Raw genomic sequence first — 19,890 nt, 5'->3', positions numbered from 1 at the left:
TAACTAAGCCGATTAACGTACAAGCAATTACTGGTTGGTGGAATTGAAATTGATCCAAGATACCTTCCATACCAGCTAGAAATGCCACGATAATGACTAATATTATTTGTATAATATTTAAATCCATGGTTATTAATCCTCCTTTTCCATTTAAATAGTTAAATTATTTTAGTCTATTTAATTCCTCTTGGGCTTTTTTAAGTATTTCGTCCATATTTCCTTTTGAATCATTTGGAACTTTACGAACATCAAAAGTAAGTCCAGCTTGTTTAAGCTTACCGAAGGTATCAATATTTTCTTGATTGAAAGCAAGTACTTTGTTTGTTTGAACTTTACCCAGAGAGTGAGCCATAGAGCCAACATTGATTGTCTTAAGTGGTACTCCACCTTCTACTGCTCTAAGTACATCTTCCGGATTTTCAAAAAGAAGCAATGCACGTTGTCCGCCAAAAGATTGATCATTTTTTGCAAGTTTAATCATTTGATCAACTGGAACAACATGAGCTTTAACACCTGGAGGAGCAGCTTGCGTTATCAATTTACTACGAAGATCATCTTTGGCTACTGCGTCTGACACGACAATAATTCGTGTAGGTAGCACATCTTTTGACCAAGCAGTCGCTATTTGCCCATGAAGTAAACGAGAGTCAATACGAGTTAAAACATATTCGAATGATCCAGGTGCACCTGCATTAGATTTCTCCGCAGAAGCTGCAGAAGATTTATCAGTCTCTGCTGGTTCTAATTCTTCAGGCTTAACTTTAACTCCTTGTTTAGCTGGTTTTAATATATAAGCCGCAATTTCCTGTGCGGATTCCATTGAAGAACGTGAAGCATATGCTTCAATCACCATTGGTAGATTCATACCAGCTACGATTGCCCATTTGTCTTTGTGTTCTTCAAATAGACTATTTGCTTGGTTGAATGGTGTACCGCCCCAAAGATCAACTAAGAATAAAACCTCATCTTGGTTGTCAAAGGATGCGATTGCGTCTTTCATTTTTGCTTTAATATCATCAGGGCCTTCACTAGGCATCAACGTAACAGCTTGCACGTTTTCTTGTTCTCCGAAAATCATCGCACCAGATTGCAAGATGCCTTTAGCAAATTCTCCGTGACTAGCAAGAATAATTCCTACCATCTTTTATACCTCCTATTTTTTATTTGTTACAGTAAAATTTATGTAAAAGTTTTGAAAAACCTGTAACCAAAATTAATAATTATGTTATATTTCAATGAATTTACGAATTGTAATGCCATTTGGTTTCACTCCAGGTGGAGATGCTCGTTTTAACAAAAAATTTTGGAGTTCATAACAATCAATCCGATATCCATCACCATATAATAAATACCTCTATACCTATTATAGCACTCTAATGGTAACATTACTTTATGATACAAACAACGCTAGATTCTATTCATACAACAAATTGTTTCTTTTCCACTTTAATCCACCTACTTTAAATTCATCATATTACGTTTATGCTCAAAATACTATTGTAATAATCATATGTAACCATTAACATATTAATATGTTATAATTTCATTATATACTTTTATTATATACTTTTATTAAATTTCAAAGGGGAAAAAATTATGAATAACTCAAAAGATTTTAATGTGAGGAATGAAAGAAATCTAACAATGCTAGTAGACTTTTATGAATTAACAATGGCAAATGGTTATCTTGATAATAATGTTCAAGACAAAATTGCCTACTTTGATATGTTTTTTAGACGAATACCTGACGGCGGCGGATATTGTGTTATGGCCGGTGTTCAGCAATTAATTGAATATCTTTCAAATTTAGAATTCACAAGTGACGATATATCCTATCTTAAAAGCAAAAATGTTTTTTCCGAAAAATTTATAAATTATCTAGAAAATTTCAAATTTTCTTGTGATGTATGGGCTGTGCCTGAAGGTTATCCCGTCTTTCCAGGGGAACCCTTAGTTATAGTCCGCGGACCTATTATTCAGGCTCAATTTGTTGAGACAATGGTTTTACTTACAATAAATCATCAAACATTAATAGCTACTAAAGCAAGTAGAATATGTAGAGCCTCAAAGGGTAAGCCAGTTATGGAATTTGGTTCAAGGCGTGCTCAAGGATATGATGGTGCTATATACGGAGCTCGTGCTGCCGTTATTGGTGGTTGTGTTGGTACAGCCTGCACTATAGCTGAAGAGATGTTTAATATTCCAGCTATGGGAACTATGGCTCATAGTTGGGTACAACTTTATGATACTGAATACGAATCCTTTAAAGCCTGGGCTATAACTTACCCTGATAACTGTGTACTGCTTATAGATACTTATAACGTACTACACTCTGGTGTTCTAAATGCCATAAGGGTATTTGATGAAGTACTTAAACCTATGGGCAAAAGGCCTAAAGGAATCCGCATTGATAGCGGTGACATTACTTATCTAACCAAAAAAGTTAGATTACTCCTAGATAAAGCCGGATACGAAGATGTAAAAATTACGGTTTCTAACTCTCTTGATGAATACATAATAAGAGGAGTTCTGGACAATGGGGCACAAATTGATAACTTTGGTGTTGGAGAAAGGCTTATTACAGCAAGATCAGAGCCAGTGTTTGGTGGTGTTTATAAACTTGTTGCTGTTGAGAATGATGGAGAAATAATACCAAAAATTAAAATTAGTGAAAATGCAGAAAAAATCATCAATCCTGCTTTTAAAAAATTATATAGAATTTTTGATAAAACGTCACACAAGGCCATTGCTGATTTGATTACCCTGCATGACGAGGTAATTGATAAAAGTCGACCTCTTGAAATATTTAATCCAACTTATACATGGAAAAAGAAAAATCTTAAACATTACTATATAAAAGATCTTATGGTTAAACTATTTGAAAATGGACAACAGGTTTATAAGTCCCCATCTGTAATGGAAATAAAAGCATTTTCTGCGAAAGAAGTGTCTAAATTATGGGGCGAAGTTTTAAGACTTGATAATCCTCATGCATATTATGTGGATCTTTCTTGGAAATTATGGAATCTTAAGCAAGGTTTATTAAATCATTATTCTGAAACTCTTGAGGAGTAACAAGAAAATAGTTGTTACTCGTCCAAAGTAATACTAGGAGGGCTTATGGCACAAACTTTAAAAATTAAACTTTCAAAAGATGCTCATGATGAGCTTGTGGAAATGATTAAACTTGACGGAACCTATGATAGTGCACGACTTTTGTACGCCAGCGGTTGTTGTAAAACTGCTAAAGTTGACATTTACTTAGACAATTTTAAACTAGGAGACATTAAAAATAATATAGGTGATTTGAAATTATTATATGATGAAACTCTTTTTGACAACATTTGCGAGCTCACAATAGCCTATAGTGATTCTAGATTTTGGATTAAAACACTATTATCAGAAGATAGTAAACCAAATTGTTCTAAATCAGGCTCTGAATCCTGTAATGGTTGCTCTGGACATTGTACTCATTAGTCACATGGTGGCAAGTGGCAAAAATGACAAGCTCTAGCGTATAGATGTTATCCACAGCCACTTCAGCAAGCTGTTTCCTATATAATAAAAAAGCTAGCCAAAATTAAATTGGTTAGCTTTTTTTAAACTATACATTTATTAATGGACCACTAGTTTTTGCAAACAAATTTACAGTTCCCTTATACTTATCATCTAATGAAAGCTCTGGAAACCAAATTGTAATTTCACGTTCTGCACTTTGTGTGCTATCAGAGGCGTGAACTAAATTCTGTGTTTTATCTATTGCAAATTTTCCTCTTATACTAGCCAGTTCAGCTTTTATAGGATCCTTATCTCCATTGATTTTACGTACTACATCAACAGCTTTCTCACCCATTAAAATCATTGCACACATTTTGCCTTCAGTAATGTAATCTATTAACTCTTCGAAAAATACCTTTCCTGCGTGTTCACTGTAATGTTCTTTAGCACTTTCCTTTGTAGCAGTAAGCATTTTGAGCATCACAATTTCTAATGATTTATCCTCATATTGATTAAGAATTTTCCCAATAAGTCCTCGTTTAACTCCATCTGGTTTAATTAAAACCAAAGTTCTTTCCATCTAAATTCACTTCCCCATTTTGTATTAATTATATCCTGATTACTACATATTATACACAATCCCTTAAACCCAATCCTATACATAGTTTTCTTTATATAACATTCTTAATTGAGCTGTTCTTTCCGCATTAAATGAATCATAATCAGAAATATCCTTAATATTGAAAGGTTTAGTATTTTTAAATTCTACAAATGGACATTTTCCGTCACTATCCACCCCTTTAAATAATGAACACTCCTTAAAACAGTCTATTTCTTCTTCTATAGTTGTTAGAAAAGGACACTGTAACATTTCATCCCTCCATTCTCATAATTTGTTACTGTTGTAACAATGTTACTATAGCAACATTGTTATCGTGATAACATTATAAGACATTTAAGCAATAAATTGAAGTGTTTTTTGAAAATTCTAAATATAAACATATTAACATATTAAGATAGTACTTATAGGGTGTTCATAAATCCTTCTGATATGTCGTTAATAGCCGAAATCCTCACCAACTACAACTACAGTAATATCAGTTCTCGCAGGTTTTCTCTTAATGACAGAATAAATCCTACAGATTCTAGTATCTACTTTACAGTCATTGCATACTCCAGTTTTAGTGCAGGGATTTTTTGTATTTAGTCTCATATTATTCTTTGGTGCCGCAACTTGCTCTAGTCTTTCAAAAGCTGAAGCTTCATTTTTACAAACTTTATTTACCCCAACTGTAACAATTACTTTTTTAGGCCCAAATGTCATTGCTGCCACTCTATTTCCTACTCCATCAATGTTAACAAGTTCTCCATCTAAAGTTACAGCATTAGAACTACATAGAAAAACATCACTAAGGAGCTCTCCTCTCATAGTTTCCATTTTTTCCTCAGGCGATAAAGTAGAGTCACCATGATCTAGTACAATTCCACCCATGGATTTTACCTTTTCCTGTATACCAAGTTTTGCTACAGTCATCGATCCCCCAAAACCTACTTTGTCACCCGTTAGTATATTATTCATTATAAAGTCTGAGGCTTCCGCACCTGATTGAAAATAAACTGCTGAAAAACCATTTTTTATAAGAGCCTCCACCACTTTTGCTCCTATAATCTCATTATGCAAGTTATTAATTTCTTTCATTTCTTTTCCTCCTTTATTTGAAGATCTTTATTGAAATATTGTATATAAAATATATCAATGATATAATTGTACATACCAAAGGTTTTTTAATCAAGTACTAACTTATAAGTTGCTTAGTATCTTAACAACTTATTTTATTAATAAGTACTACTTAAATATACCTTACCCACTCAGATGAATACTAGGAGGAATAATGAGCGATAAAATAATGAAAATAAATAATAAAGAATATAACTGTGCCATAGAATTAACACTAGATATTATAGGCGGTAAATGGAAGCCAATTATTCTTTGGAAATTAGCCAACAACGATATATTAAGATTTAGTGAATTGAAACGATCTATGGGAGTAATAACGCAAAAAATGTTAACACAACAGCTTAGAGAATTGGAATCATATGAGATGGTTCATAGAAAAGTATATGCAGAGGTTCCTCCTAAAGTTGAATACTCTTTAACAAAGCAGGGCAAAAGTGTCATGCCTATATTAGACGTTATGTGCAAATGGGGAACAGATTATTTTGAAAATGTTGTTTCTGAAAAAAAAGAATAGTGTTTTTATAAGAGGGTGGATTTTCCCTCTTTTTTTATTTTCATGCCCATAAGCATGTTGGATAAACATAAATTTCAACTTTTAGGGAATATTAATTGCTAAAAGGAGTGATTTTTTTGAATATAACTAGTATGTCTTTATCCTATATGTTTTTTGGTATTTCTATATTAGCATTTGTATTTTTTCTTTATTACAAATTTCTAGTAATTAACACAGGTGCTAAAAGTAAAAGACGAACTAAAATTATTGGAAGCATGAAAGATCCTGACCATTGGAGACATAGAAACAATATCATGGCTCTTATTTCTCTATTTTGGGCATTACTCTCTCAAACTGCCTTCATCTATTTGAAATTTTTCTATAAATCAGGATTAATCTCAATTATATATGTTTTTGTTTATTTAGCTCTCATTGTATTAAGCGTTTCATTATTCATGAAACAAAACAAGGTTGTAAGTAGTAAATGATTTAACGACATTTCAGCTTAGCAGAAGATACTTTAACTTAAAAAGCAGTAATAATTTAAATATTATTACTGCTTTTTAAGACATCAATAAAGCTCTTAATAATCTGGGCTGTAAAACCCCATATTCTATGGTTATTATACTCATAAAAATACTCATCTAAATACCCTTTCCTAAACTTGTAGTCCTTCCCTCCATTGATTAAATGAAAAGGAAAATCCTCTTGGTTTGTGGGTCCGATCCCCATTTTATATAGCAAAGGATCATTTTCCAAAAAGAATTTCAATGGAACTTTAAATACGTGATGTACTTCATCCGGGTTAGCGTTTATATCACCATATTTTAGAATACCTACAAAAGCATACATTCTGTTTCCATAAGGACTTATATAATAGTCCATATCTCCTATAAATTTAATTTGATCTCTTTCTAAATTTAATTCTTCCATAGTTTCTCTTATAGAAGTTTCCCTTGGAGCTTCATCTTGTTCCACTTTTCCACCTGGCAAACAAACATCCCCTGGCTGACTTCTTAATTTATGAGCACGCACTTCAAATACTATGGATAATTCATTTGCATCCTCCACAAATAATATCATGACTGCACTTTCATCAAATTTCCCTATTACCTTAGAATCCCTATTCCTAAATATTTGTTCTAGCTTATCTATCGTGTTAATCACCACCAATTTTATATAGTCTTTCCTTTTATGCTTTTTAAAAATACAATGTTCTTAAAATTTGATTCTCTTTATATTAGCATTAATATATTTAGCTTGTATATATAAATAAAACTATTTCTGTCACACTTTCTATCGTTAAACATTGTTCCTTGTTCTTAATATATTAAAATGATATACTTGTTGTGTATTTATCCATATCCGTAGATAAATATAAAATTTAACGTAAATGGAGAGATGAAAATTGAAAAGAAGAAATCGACTTATATTATTCGCAATAGTATTTACACTTATCTTTTCTACAACTGTTTTTGCCGCTGTTAACCCGCCAGAATTAATTGGTAAAGCTGCGATTTCTGTAGATATGGATACTAATGAAATTATTTACACTAAAAACATTGATAATAAGATGTACCCTGCAAGCATAACAAAGCTTATTACAGCCTTGCTACTTGCTGAAAATAAGAAATCAACAGACAATTTGAAATATACAAAAAATGCAAAAGATCAACCACCTTACTCTTATAACCTAAATGTTCATCCTGTAGCAATCGGTGATACAATGTCCGCTGACAACGTAATGGATGGTCTTCTTCTATATTCTGGAAACGATATTGCCTATATGATTGCGGATAACGTTGGCGGAGATCCAACTAATTTTGCTAAAATGATGAATGACAAAGCTGCCAAGCTAGGAATGACTAATTCTCATTTTATAACTCCAAATGGCTTGGATGATGCAAATGACCAACATTATACAACATCTTATGACTTAACTCTCTTAGGTAGAGCTGCTTATAAAAATGATTGGGTAAAAAAATCTATGGGTAAAAAAACAAGTGTAATAAAATCTGCTAATGGCCCAGAAGCCACTGTTGAAAACAGGAATAAACTTCTTGGCATAGCTGGTAACGTAGGTGGTAAAACTGGCTATACATTAAAGGCTGGGAGATGCCTAGTTTCTGTATATGAACGTAACGGTCGCCATATCATTGGTGTTGTTATGAAGTCTGACTATAACCTACCACAAGATACAAAAGTATTTGAAGATATGACAAAACTAATTGACTTTAGTTATGCTGCTAAAAAAGAAGTACTACATAAAAAGGATACTACGATCAAAACAATTTCTGTACCCTATAAGGTTATTCCATTCATAGGTCCGGAAAAAACGGTTGATATTCCATTAGAATCAAAAGAAGATGTGACTTTTTATAAAAATGATATCAAACCGATAACTTCCGTTAAAGCTGATAGCATAAATCCATGGAAACTTGATAAAGAGGCTTCTGTTGGAACCTTAGATCTTAAACAAAAGGATTCTACAAAGATCTATAAATTGTATCCGATGATTTCAAAAACTACTCTTATTAAAGACAATATAATTATATACGTCGCACTTGCAATTGTACTAATTTTACTTTTAGCATTGATTGTGTATTTAATAACATCTATCACGAGGCGTAAAAATCGTCGTGGCAGAGGAATGTATTTTAAATAACTATTTGGGCGTTATAAGGGGCTACATTGATTTTATAATTAATGTAGCCCCTTTTTATATTATATCTATATATCATTCTTATAATATTTAAAAAGAATTTCGTTAAAATATTGACATTCATATCGTTATATATTAATATAGAGATATACAGTATTAGATTACGAGTTGATATATAGATATGTTTAATATCTCAACTAAAACTAATACTAATACTAAGGCTAAAATTTATTAATTTATAAAAAGGAGAATTTTTATGAATACAGATTTTCAACAATATGAAGAAATTTCCGATTTATTAAAAGCAATTGCTCACCCTGTACGGATATGTATTATTCGGGGACTTATGAACAAAGGATGCTGCAATGTTAGCTATATGCAGGAATGCTTACGCCTTCCTCAATCCACCGTTTCTCAACATCTTCAAAAGCTAAAATCTTTAGGAATTATCAAAGGTGAAAGAAATGGCCTACAAATTAATTATAAAATCTGTAATGAAACTATCATAAACGTAATAAATTCAATATATCCTGATGAGAATTAAATGTACTGTAACTAGGTAACTCCAATACATAGATATTAAAATTTGTAGTTATCTAGTGAATATAAAATTTGCAGTTATCTAATGAATATAATTTAAGGAGTAAACTTACAGACGATAGAATAATAAAATTAATATAATTAATAAAATCTATTTTAATATCAAGTTAATAAATAATGATAATAATACTAGGGGGAATATATATGACAAAAAAAATATTAGTTGTAGGTGGCGTAGCTGGTGGAGCTTCAGCAGCTGTTAGAATTAGAAGACTAGACGAAACTGCAGAAATAATTATGTTTGAAAGAGATGAATACATTTCTTTTGCAAATTGTGGATTACCTTATTATATTGGAGATGTTATAAAAGAAAGAGAAAAGCTTGTAGTTCAAACACCTGAGAGTATCAAGACTAGATTTAATATAGACGTAAGAAATAACAGCGAAGTAATGTCTATTAACACAGAGAAAAAGCTAGTAACAGTAAATAGTAAGACTCGCGGCACTTATGAAGAAAGCTATGATTATATAGTGTTATCACCAGGAGCAAAAGCAATTAAACCTAATATAGAGGGTATTAATAGTGAAAAGATATTCACTTTAAGAAGCATACCAGATACTGATAATATAAAAGCATATGTGGATAAAAAAGGCATTAATAGTGCTGTTGTTATTGGTGGAGGTTTTGTTGGTATCGAAATGGCTGAAAATCTGAAGGATAGAGGCCTTGATGTTACTTTGGTAGAAGCAGCACCTCATATAATGGCACCTTTTGACACAAACATGGTTTTATATATCGAAAAGGAAATTCAAGATAACGGTATAGGAATGATTTTAAATGATGGAGTGAAAGCTTTTAAAGATACTGAAAATGGTGTTGAAATAACTTTAAGTAGTGGTACAAAATTAAGCACTGATATGGTTATACTCGCAATAGGAGTAACCCCTGATACTAATTTTTTAAAAAATACTGGAATAGAATTTGGACCTAAAGGTCATATAATAGTAAATGAAAAATTGGAAACATGTGTACCCGGCATATTTGCAGTAGGTGATGCTATCGAAGTTGTAGATTATGTAAATAAAACAAAAACTGCAATACCACTAGCGGGTCCTGCAAATAAGCAAGGTAGAATTGCAGCAGATAATATAGCAGGTCTTAAAACTACTTATAAGGGAACTCAAGGAACTTCTATCATTAAGGTTTTTGACTTAACAGCTGCGAGTACAGGCAATAATGAACGAACTTTAACAAGACTCAATATTCCTTATAAAGTTATATTTATTCATCCTGTGGCTCATGCTTCTTATTATCCAGCCGCTCTTCCAATGACATTAAAACTTATTTTTAATGATGAAGGTAAAATTCTTGGAGCTCAAGGTGTAGGTTATGATGGAGTTGACAAGAGAATAGACGTAATAGCAACAGCTATAAGATTCGGAGGTACGATTTATGATTTAACAGAACTTGAGCTTTCATATGCACCACCTTTCTCATCAGCTAAGGATCCAGTAAATATGGCAGGATATGTTGCAGAAAATGTTCTAGCTGGAAGAATGGATATATTAACCGCTGATCAGTTTATGGCTTATGATAAAGAAAATACTACAGTTTTAGATTTACGTACTGAAATGGAATTTGGTAACGGGCATCTTGAAAATGCTATAAATATTCCTATAGATAGTTTAAGAGAAAGAATAGGTGAACTTGATAAAGATAAAGAAATTCTTGAATACTGTGCAATAGGTCTTAAAGGATATATCGCTTCTAGAATGCTCGCTCCACAAGGATACAAAGTTAAAAACTTAACTGGAGGATATAAGTCAGCTTCAATTTTGAATTTTAAGCCAAATAAACCTGAAGACAATAATAAAACAAAAACTCAGAGTTTAAATTCAAATACAAAAGTTGTAAATGAAACAGTAGATAAAGGAACTATCAAAATTGATAAAATCCTGGATGCTTGTGGTATGTGTTGCCCAGGGCCTTTAATTAAAGTTAAAGCCGAGATTGACCAATTAAATAAAGGTCAAATATTAAAAGTAATAGCTTCTGATCCTGGCTTCTATGAGGACATCCGAGCTTGGTGTAATAAAACAAAAAATGAACTAATGGATTTAAGCAAAGAAAAAGGTATGAGTTATGCTTTTATAAGAAAAGGTATGAATAATGATACATTAGTAAATGATTCATGTCCATCTGTTCCAGCTGTTGCAGTTGAAAAAAGCAATAAGACTATGGTAGTTTTTAGTGGTGATTTAGATAAAGCCATCGCAGCCTTCATTATTGCAAATGGCGCAGTTGCTATGGGAAGTAAAGTTACTATACTATTTACCTTCTGGGGACTTAATATTATAAGGAAACCTGAAAAAGTATCTGTTAAAAAAGGTTTAATGGATTCAATGTTTGGATTTATGATGCCAAGGGGAAGTAAAAAACTTAAACTCTCACAAATGAACATGATGGGAATGGGAGCTAAAATGATCCGTAAAGTTATGAAAAATAAAAATATAGATTCTCTTGAAGATTTAATAAAATCAGCAATTGATAGTGGCGTAGAAGTAGTTGCCTGTTCAATGTCGATGGATGTTATGGGCATTACTGAAGCGGAACTTATTGATGGAGTAAAAATTGGCGGAGTTGGTTATTACCTAGGTGAAGCCGAAGAGTCAAATGTAAATCTATTCATATAACAAAACAAAAAGCACAGATACTAAAAAAATTAGTATCTGTGCTTTTCTCATGGTGTGTTATAGCAAAAGTATATATTGCTCCAGATGCTTTCACTTCACCATGTAATTCTAAAATTTAGTTTAATTACAGCTGCTAAAAATCACAAACTCGCTATCGCTCAAACATGTGATTTTCTTAACGCAACTATAATTAAACTAAATTAAGAATTGCTATGGTTTATTCAAACGCATTTTACGCAATATATACTTTTGTTAACATACTAAAATAAAATTGTATTTGAAAAGATTATAGCCTCGCTATTGCTTTAGAATGTGATTCAAATAGGCAACTCAATCTGTCAGGAAATACCGGGTGAATATAATCCCTAAAATTAAAACTATAGCGACCATAACATTTAGCACGAATAATTCTGCAGTTCCAACGCCGGCGCCCCATCCTCTATTAATATCATCTGTTTTTCTATAGTCTTCTGTTACATCATTTCCTGCTGAATTAAGTAAACTAACACTTACGATATCAGTTGAAAAGTTATTTGCTTCGGCTTCTTCTACACCTAATTCACTCATAATATTTGACTTCTTATACAAATCTAAGAATTGAGTGTTGCTTACATTTATTTTTTGCAGAAAACTTTTTTCTTGATGATAATACGACCCAATAAAAGACCTAAGCCCATATTCTTTTATTTTACTATCAATGTTATGACCACATATCGCATAATAAGTTCCTTTTCCTGTTTCAAATTCATAAATTCTAACTACTGACGAATAATCACTAGGACCAAATTTAGCATTGATCAATCTATATCTTCGATTTAAGCCTTTTGATAATTTAGCAAAACCATAAACATCAGGGTCCGAACTATCCTTAAAAAACACCATCAGGTTTCCATCTATTTGTTTAGTCTCTAGTACATAAGCATCAACTGCATGTTGGCCGTTAGAAGTATATTCTGTGATCGCAGTGGATAACACGCCTTTATCATTTGTATATTTATATTCTGAAGCATAAATCATATATGAAAAAGTAAGAGTTAAAATAATACATAATAAAGCAGCTATTATTTTTGTCTTTTTAATTTTCTTTAAAAATTGTAATTCTTTAATTGGTGTTTTTTTAGTATCACCTATATCAGTACTCATATGCGTGAATATCTCATGACATTCGTCACAAGAGTTCAGGTGTTCCAGAATAGCCTTATTAGTCTCATCATTTGTGAGTTTTTCAATGTAATTGGGTAATAAATCCTGAACAATGCTGCAAGATAAATCTACTTTCATTTGACTCCCTCCATTATTTCTCCGTAGTGACTTGCAATAAGAAACGACAAACTATTAAATTCCATTTAGAAATTCTTCTTTTGCTAATATAAAATTCTCGTGAGCTTCCACAGGACGTGGAGGCTAGCGAACCAGAGGCAGGACGCCGAATGCATAACAATTAATAATTGTTATGTCCCCCCAGAGAACTACCCCGAGGAGAGTGATAGAGAATTTTATATTCGCAAAAGATTAGAATTTCTTAATGAAATTTCTAGTTTAGAGTTCGTTTGCAAGGCATGAAGTAGAACTTCTTTAGACTTAGTTGTTTACAATGCACGAAGGGAATATATCATATCTTTTTGAACTTTATAAAATCAAACTTTCCATCCAAACTAACTAAAGTTACTCCCGCTATTATTACAATACACCCTGTCACTTGCCAAATAGTAACGACTTCACCTAGTATAATTGCAGCTGCAATTAGGCTTATAATAGGCTGTAAATTTATATAAGCAGTAATGACGGTTGCTCCAAGTTCTTTTAAGCAATATACATATATTATAAAACCAAAGAAAGAGCAAAAAATTGCTAAGTACAATAAATTAAATAGAACTATAGTAGAAGGTATTTGTAGCTTGTTAAAAAATAGTGAAGGACTTAAAAATACCGCTCCCCATATAATTTGATAAGTGGTTATAGTTATAACTTTATAATTTCCTTTAAAATTACTACAGACTATGTTATATATTATCCAAGAAAACACCGCTCCAAGAGCCATTAGGTCTCCTATACTTCCTTGCGAAAATAAGTTTACACGCCCTTTAGCTGCAATTATTATAAAAATCCCAAATAAACTTAAGGTAGCACCAATGATTTTACCGTAAGTCAATTTTTCCTTATATATTACTCTTTGAGAAAATAGAGTAAACATAGGTATAGTCGCAATTAAAATTGCCACATTTGATGCAGAGGTATAAGCTACAGAATAGTTTTCAAACATAAAATATATTGCTACTCCAAATAGCCCGCCCAAGGCAAATTTTAACTTGTCCTTTTTTATAACTTTCTCCTTAGGATACTTTACTTTCAATATTACAAATAAAATTATTGCAGCTAGCATAAATCTATAAAATGCTGATAATATAGGATCCATATCACCAACTACAACCTTTATACTTAGATAAGATAGACTCCATATAACCATTAATACAATTGCCATTAAATGAGGCATTTTGTTACTTTTCACTATAACACTCCTTTTTACTAGATATTAAGATAAATACAAGTCAACATGCTAATATATTTTCACTTATTATTTATTTCCATGTACCTAGTATCATTATATCTCAAAGCTTCCAAAAATTACACTATAATATAGTTGCAATATCAACATAATATACTTAATTATTATGATAAGGAATATTATAATAATTTATATTTTAGCATTCGATTATAATTGACTCTTTATCTGTATTTATGCGTTAACATATCAAAATATGACTTTCTGCAATTTACCATTGTTAATAAATCATTTTTGGAGTATCATAGAGTTATATCGAATTTTTGACTATGATTTATGATAGCATCCGCTCATACTGATTTCAATTAATCGATTAATCAATTAACTATAATTTATTATCTAACATATGGAGGTGCCAAATTGAAAAAAGAATTTTCTCTGAGTAACGATAAAGTAATGATAAATTTTACTGCAAAATACTGCAATAGTCCTGAAAAACTTTTAGAAAGCAATGGTTTCAGAAGGGTTTTTAATGCTTATCTTAGGAAGATAAAGAAGAAAAATTCAAATACCTATAAATATTTACTACAAAATGCAGATACAGGCAATGAGGAATTGGATGTTTACATTATACATTTGTTTAAGCTACTATGTGTATTAACTATAAATGAGGTTATAAATTTAAATACTAAATATAGTTCCCTTATAAATACCAAAGATCCTTTTACTGATTTTATAGAAGATTTCTATGGTTTTTGGAGAAAGCTTGAAAGATACACTGTAATTCACAACAATAAAATTAATGAGGGCTTAGAAAAAACAAGCTTTGTTGAGGCTAACAATGATTTTTCAATGCTTATACTTAATTTATACAGAAAGATTAGGCAGAATGTTATTGGACGTAGACCTAAGGTTTACAGACAACTGCCTGCAGGTGCCAATGCTGGTATAATTGTTAATAACGTAAACTGGCCTATTCCATATGAATATGACATATTGAGAGACGTTCCCTTTATTGATGCAATAATGCTAGATTTACCTTATATAAGTTATCCTAAAAACAATACCCGCGATGGAATTTTCAATGAATGTTTCGAAAATCCATTAAAAAATTGCTCTATAGATACGGATCATTGGTTTTGTTATCCAGCTAAAGTAGGTAGTTTACTTGCATTCATTTATGTTCACAGAGATTTTATGGCTCATGCAATAACTCTTTGTAACCTATTTGAAATGGCCAGAGAAACTGAATATAGGGATGTTAAACCAGATATAGTTTTTGTCTTTGGTGCAAAAGATTGTACTACTGTTAATAATTCCCCTACTGATAAACCTTCACATATTAAAGCAAGAACAGAATTTTATGACGATATAGAAAATGATATTATGCTTGGCTATATAAGTTATGGCGACGAAATTGATTACTTTGGGTATGTAAAAAAGATGGCCTTAACTCTTCATAACCTAATAATGATTAAACGTGGTTCACTCCCAATTCATGGCGCAATGGTACACATTATTATGAATAATGGTAACAGTGCAAATGTTGTTATTATGGGTGATAGCGGTGCTGGTAAATCTGAGTCCTTAGAAGCCTTTAGAAGTTTAAGTGAAGATTATATCAGTGACATGACCATCGTATTTGATGATATGGGTTATCTAACTCTAAACGAAGGAACGAAACCATTAGCTTTTGGAACTGAAATTGGTGCTTTCGTGAGACTAGATGATTTAGATGCTGGTTATGCTTTCAAAGAAATAGATAGAAGTATATTTATGAATCCTGATAAAATTAATGCGAGACTTGTTATGCCAGTAGCAAGCTATAAAGATATTATTAAAGGATATCCTATAGATTTATTTCTCTATGCAAATAACTATGAAGAAGTAAAAGATGGACTTGAAGAAATTACTTTCTTTACAAATCCAATTGATGCCATTGATGTTTGTAAAAAGGGTGCAAGAATGGCAAAGGGTACTACTACAGAACTCGGTTTGGTACATTCATATTTTGCAAATCCTTTTGGACCTGTTCAAAAACAAGAACTAGTAAATGTACTTATAGATAGTTATTTTGATGAATTCTTTAAAACAGGTGTAAAAGTCGGGCAAATTAGAACTTCCCTTGGAGTAGTCGGTCAAGAAAAAGATGGTCCTAAAAAAGCAGCTAAAAGATTATTTGATCTAATTATAAATTAAAAAAAAAAGAGAAAAAGTATATATTACTACTACTGCATTCACTTCGCTAAGAACTACTAATTTTATTTTTAATTAATTTGCTAAAAAACGTAAACTCGCTTTCGCTCAAACATACGTTTTTCTTAACGCATCTTAATTAAAAATAAAATAAGAAGTTCTAAAGCTTATTCAAATGCATTATACGTAATACATACTTTTTTTTGCATAAAAACAATTGTTATAAACCCATATCTTTGAAACTACCTATAACTCTTATAATTTTGTAATTACTCCACCCCAGTTTGAGGTTTTTTATAAAATCCACTTACCATATCAAAATTGTTTTTAAGTCTTACTCCATTATTTAATTTAAGTACTCTATCAGTATTTTTAATTATATAATTTTCAAGCTTATCCATATACTCATTTCCTTTTATTGCATTTTGGGTAACCATGGTCAATCCTTTTTCCCAACTAGCTGTTAATTCTGGGTTTAGAAGCGTAGGGATAGAATTTTTAACCACATCGTAGATAATTTCTCCAAGCAGAGTAGGCATAACCACTTGGGTTTTATTATTAGCTTTAATATATTGTATTTTTTCAAGCTTGGTTAAGATTCCAGAACGAGTGGCACTTGTACCAATACCAGACCCTTTTATATGCTCTCTTAATTCTTCATCTTCGATAAGCTTACCTGCATTTTCCATGGCTATAATAATTGAACCCGTAGTAAATCTTTTAGGAGGAGAAGTTTTACCTTCTTTTACAATTAAATCTTCAAGCTGCAGGCTTTGCCCTTTTTTTAAAGTACTTAAAAATTTCATATTTGTACTTTCACTATCATTACTATCACTATCAGGTTTTAAAACTTCTAAATAACCTAGCTCAATGCACACCTTATCAGACGTAAAAAACCTTTCCACATCAATCTTTGTTATAACAGAAACTTTACTATAGACAGCTGGCGGATAAAATATTGCCAAAAACCGTCGTAGCACTAAATCATAAATTTTCTTTTGTACATCCTTTAATGCTAAATAGTTTTGAAGGCCTTCTCCTGTTGGAATAATAGCATAATGATCTGTAACTTTAGTATCATCAACATACTTAGTTTTCGCTATATTACTGTACCATTTTTTTTCTAGAATATGCTCAGCTATGTTTTTAATTTCTGTATTTCCATTTATTTTCGTTAATTTTTTTATATTAATATTTATTTCTTTTGCCACAGATGTCGATAATACCCTAGCATCGGTTCTTGGATATGTAAGCATTTTTTTCTCGTATAAGGCTTGAATGTGACTAAGCGTTTGCTCTGGGTTTATTTTAAATTTCTTAGAACATTCATTTTGTATTTCTGCTAAATTAAAGAGTAGTGGTGCATTTTTATTTTCTTTCTTCTTAGTAACAGCTTCAACCATGACTTTATCATCTGTACTAGAATCTCTAAGTTCTCCTATTAATTTTTCTGCTGTTTCTTGCGTTTTAAATCCACCCTCATTATAAAGTAGTGGTGAGTCAAAATACTTAGAGCCTTCTACCGCTTTCCATTCTCCATCATAACTACATCCTTCACCTGCTTTAAAACTTCCAATGATCTTATAAAAGGGAGTAACAATAAACTCTCTAACTTCCCTCTCCCGCAAGACCACCATTCCAAGCACACAAGACATTACACGTCCCACTGCAATGACTATATAGCTTTTCCCAAGATAATTACTTACTGTTTTTCCATAGACTAAACTTAGAAGCCTTGAAAAATTAATTCCCATTAGATAATCCTCTTTTGCTCTTAAATAAGCTGCTTCCGATAAATTATCATATTCACTCAAATCCTTCGCCTCTTTGACACCGCGAATAATTTCTGCCTCTGTTTGTGAATCTATCCATACTCTTCGCTTTTGCTTCTTCGGACTTCCTGCCATTTCATCTACTAGTCTATATATGTACTCACCTTCTCGCCCTGAATCTGTACAAACATAAACTCTATCGATATCTTCTCGGATTAGTTGGCTCTTTACTATATTAAATTGTTTTTTAACTCCATCTATAACTTCATATTTATATACCTTTGGTAAAAATGGCAAAGTATTAAGAGACCATTTTTTTAATTTTTCATCGTATTTCTCAGGGTAACTCATAGTAACAAGATGTCCCACACACCATGTGACAACAGCCTTGTCAGATTCTATAAATCCATCTGATTTTCTTCCATTTATTTTTAAGGCTTTGGCAAATTCCGCAGCAACACTTGGTTTCTCTGTAATGAATAACGCCTTACTAATAATTACCACTTCACTTTCCATTAAATTCTATTCTTATACAACCACAATATTTGTTTTAACAATTTATTATACCATTATCTGTACACTTAGGGGCATGAAAATGATGATTTAACTAGCACAAATGCAAAATCTTATAATTTCCAACAATATAGAAAGATTTAAGTTATAATATATCTATAAAGAGTTTATAGATATAACTAAGGGGGATATACAAATGAATTTTATAGATTTAAGAAGTGATACAGTAACTGAACCTACCCAAAGAATGAGAGAAGCTATGTTTACAGCTGAAGTCGGAGATGATGTTTACGGTGATGATCCTACTGTAAATGCTCTTGAAGAATATGCTGCTAAACTTGTTGGCAAAGAAGCTGCATTATTTGTACCAAGTGGTACTTTTGGAAATCAACTAGCACTTTTTACACATTGTACTAGAGGTAATGAAGTTATTATTGGTGAAGATTGCCACATAGTTGTGCACGAAGTTGGTGGTTCATCAATAATTGCTGGTGTTCAGCTTAGAACCATAGTTAGCAATAAGGGAGAACTCGACCCTAAACAAATTACAGCTAGAATTAGAAAAGAGGAAGAAGATATTCATTATCCTAGTACTGGTCTTATATGCATTGAAAATGCACATTCTTGTGGTAGAGTAATACCACTGTGTACAATGGAGGCAATTTATACCTCTGCAAAAGAACATGATGTGCCCGTTCACTTAGATGGAGCAAGGCTTTTTAACGCTTGTGCTTACCTAGATGTAACCGCACCTGAAGTTACTAAATATTGTGACACTGTTATGTTTTGCTTGTCCAAAGGTCTTTGTGCTCCTATAGGGTCAATGCTTGCTGGAGATAAGAAATTTATTGCTAAGGCAAGAAAGAAAAGAAAAGTTATGGGCGGCGGTCTAAGACAATCTGGTATTTTAGCTGCAGCTGGACTTGTAGCATTAAAGGAAATGATTCCTCAACTTAAAATAGATCATGAAAATGCTTTATTACTTGGAGAAGAATTGTCAAAAATCCCAGGCATAGTAGTAAATAAAGAAGATACTCATATTAATATGGTATACTTTGATATGCAAAAAACTGGTTTTAATACAGCTAAATTAGTAGAAAAATTTTACAAGATTGGGATAAAAATTAATGGAGAAGAAGACGGACTAATGCGCTTTGTTACTCACAACTGGGTGTCTGCGCAGGATATTAAATTTGTTATAAATTCACTGAAAGAAATTCTTAATCAAAATTAATTTTTAATTTTATTTTTTCATTTAAAAAGATAAAAATCAAAGATGTC

General features: G+C 31.7%; 18 protein-coding genes. 9 read left to right on the top strand and 9 right to left on the bottom strand.

Features of this window, described 5'->3' with window-relative positions; all coding sequences use genetic code 11:
• The coding region (locus tag JJE11_RS02670; protein WP_291632704.1) for a PTS sugar transporter subunit IIC at positions 1-127 on the bottom strand (127 nt) is incomplete at its 3' end.
• A gap of 36 nt (positions 128-163) precedes the next feature.
• Positions 164-1,141, bottom strand: a complete 978-nt coding sequence (locus JJE11_RS02665) for a mannose/fructose/sorbose PTS transporter subunit IIA (protein WP_291632701.1) — start codon at positions 1,139-1,141, stop codon at positions 164-166.
• 455 nt (positions 1,142-1,596) lie between these two features.
• Here JJE11_RS02665 and JJE11_RS02660 point away from each other — a divergent pair, with 455 nt between their 5' ends.
• Together JJE11_RS02660 and JJE11_RS02655 are read left to right on the top strand one after the other, a co-directional pair.
• Positions 1,597-3,075 (top strand): nicotinate phosphoribosyltransferase, encoded by a 1,479-nt coding sequence (locus JJE11_RS02660; protein WP_291632700.1) that lies wholly within the window; start codon positions 1,597-1,599, stop codon positions 3,073-3,075.
• Positions 3,076-3,120: 45 nt separating this feature from the next.
• Positions 3,121-3,477, top strand: coding sequence for a hypothetical protein (locus tag JJE11_RS02655; protein ID WP_291632699.1), 357 nt, complete (start codon positions 3,121-3,123; stop codon positions 3,475-3,477).
• A 127-nt stretch (positions 3,478-3,604) separates the two neighbouring features.
• Here JJE11_RS02655 and ndk read toward each other — a convergent pair whose 3' ends face one another.
• The 3 genes from ndk to JJE11_RS02640 all read right to left on the bottom strand — a co-directional run bounded on the left by ndk (position 3,605) and on the right by JJE11_RS02640 (position 5,197).
• A complete protein-coding gene (ndk, locus tag JJE11_RS02650) occupies positions 3,605-4,078 on the bottom strand; it encodes a nucleoside-diphosphate kinase (protein WP_291632698.1) in 474 nt (157 codons plus the stop codon).
• A 75-nt stretch (positions 4,079-4,153) separates the two neighbouring features.
• Positions 4,154-4,369: a hypothetical protein gene (locus JJE11_RS02645; protein WP_291632697.1), complete on the bottom strand. Its 216-nt coding sequence runs from the start codon at positions 4,367-4,369 to the stop codon at positions 4,154-4,156.
• Positions 4,370-4,555: 186 nt separating this feature from the next.
• Positions 4,556-5,197, bottom strand: coding sequence for a lactate utilization protein (locus tag JJE11_RS02640; RefSeq protein ID WP_291632696.1), 642 nt, complete (start codon positions 5,195-5,197; stop codon positions 4,556-4,558).
• A 193-nt stretch (positions 5,198-5,390) separates the two neighbouring features.
• On the opposite strand from JJE11_RS02640, the gene JJE11_RS02635 reads away from it, so the two are divergent.
• Together JJE11_RS02635 and JJE11_RS02630 are read left to right on the top strand one after the other, a co-directional pair.
• A complete protein-coding gene (locus JJE11_RS02635; RefSeq protein ID WP_291632695.1) occupies positions 5,391-5,750 on the top strand; it encodes a helix-turn-helix domain-containing protein in 360 nt (119 codons plus the stop codon).
• A 116-nt stretch (positions 5,751-5,866) separates the two neighbouring features.
• On the top strand, positions 5,867-6,217 hold the full coding sequence (locus tag JJE11_RS02630) for a hypothetical protein (protein ID WP_291632694.1): 351 nt from the start codon (positions 5,867-5,869) through the stop codon (positions 6,215-6,217).
• 55 nt (positions 6,218-6,272) lie between these two features.
• On the opposite strand, the gene JJE11_RS02625 is transcribed toward JJE11_RS02630, so the two are convergent.
• Complete coding sequence (locus tag JJE11_RS02625) at positions 6,273-6,899, bottom strand: CoA pyrophosphatase (RefSeq protein WP_291632703.1); 627 nt, start codon at positions 6,897-6,899, stop codon at positions 6,273-6,275.
• Between the two features lie 238 nt (positions 6,900-7,137).
• On the opposite strand from JJE11_RS02625, the gene JJE11_RS02620 reads away from it, so the two are divergent.
• The 3 genes from JJE11_RS02620 (at position 7,138) to JJE11_RS02610 (ending at position 11,625) form a co-directional block, all read left to right on the top strand.
• Positions 7,138-8,394, top strand: coding sequence for a D-alanyl-D-alanine carboxypeptidase family protein (locus JJE11_RS02620; protein WP_291632693.1), 1,257 nt, complete (start codon positions 7,138-7,140; stop codon positions 8,392-8,394).
• A 253-nt stretch (positions 8,395-8,647) separates the two neighbouring features.
• On the top strand, positions 8,648-8,935 hold the full coding sequence (locus tag JJE11_RS02615; RefSeq protein ID WP_291632692.1) for a metalloregulator ArsR/SmtB family transcription factor: 288 nt from the start codon (positions 8,648-8,650) through the stop codon (positions 8,933-8,935).
• 200 nt (positions 8,936-9,135) lie between these two features.
• Positions 9,136-11,625, top strand: a complete 2,490-nt coding sequence (locus JJE11_RS02610) for a CoA-disulfide reductase (protein ID WP_291632691.1) — start codon at positions 9,136-9,138, stop codon at positions 11,623-11,625.
• A gap of 330 nt (positions 11,626-11,955) precedes the next feature.
• Here the strand turns inward: JJE11_RS02610 and JJE11_RS02605 are convergent, their stop codons facing one another.
• Positions 11,956-12,906, bottom strand: coding sequence for a zf-HC2 domain-containing protein (locus JJE11_RS02605; protein WP_291632690.1), 951 nt, complete (start codon positions 12,904-12,906; stop codon positions 11,956-11,958).
• Between the two features lie 331 nt (positions 12,907-13,237).
• Positions 13,238-14,134: a DMT family transporter gene (locus JJE11_RS02600; protein ID WP_291632689.1), complete on the bottom strand. Its 897-nt coding sequence runs from the start codon at positions 14,132-14,134 to the stop codon at positions 13,238-13,240.
• A gap of 414 nt (positions 14,135-14,548) precedes the next feature.
• Between JJE11_RS02600 and JJE11_RS02595 the strand changes: the two genes are divergently transcribed.
• Positions 14,549-16,327 (top strand): phosphoenolpyruvate carboxykinase, encoded by a 1,779-nt coding sequence (locus JJE11_RS02595; protein ID WP_291632688.1) that lies wholly within the window; start codon positions 14,549-14,551, stop codon positions 16,325-16,327.
• 266 nt (positions 16,328-16,593) lie between these two features.
• Here the strand turns inward: JJE11_RS02595 and JJE11_RS02590 are convergent, their stop codons facing one another.
• Complete coding sequence (locus JJE11_RS02590; RefSeq protein WP_291632702.1) at positions 16,594-18,591, bottom strand: DNA topoisomerase; 1,998 nt, start codon at positions 18,589-18,591, stop codon at positions 16,594-16,596.
• Positions 18,592-18,805: 214 nt separating this feature from the next.
• Here JJE11_RS02590 and ltaE point away from each other — a divergent pair, with 214 nt between their 5' ends.
• Positions 18,806-19,843 carry a low-specificity L-threonine aldolase gene (ltaE, locus tag JJE11_RS02585; protein ID WP_291632687.1) on the top strand — a complete coding sequence of 346 codons (1,038 nt, stop codon included), beginning with the start codon at positions 18,806-18,808 and terminating at the stop codon, positions 19,841-19,843.
• The last annotated feature ends 47 nt before the right edge of the window (positions 19,844-19,890 follow it).

The organism is Clostridium sp. (assembly GCF_016650095.1).
Taxonomy (GTDB): domain Bacteria; phylum Bacillota; class Clostridia; order Clostridiales; family Clostridiaceae; genus Clostridium_AD.
This window is presented reverse-complemented; position numbering and strand designations above follow the sequence as displayed.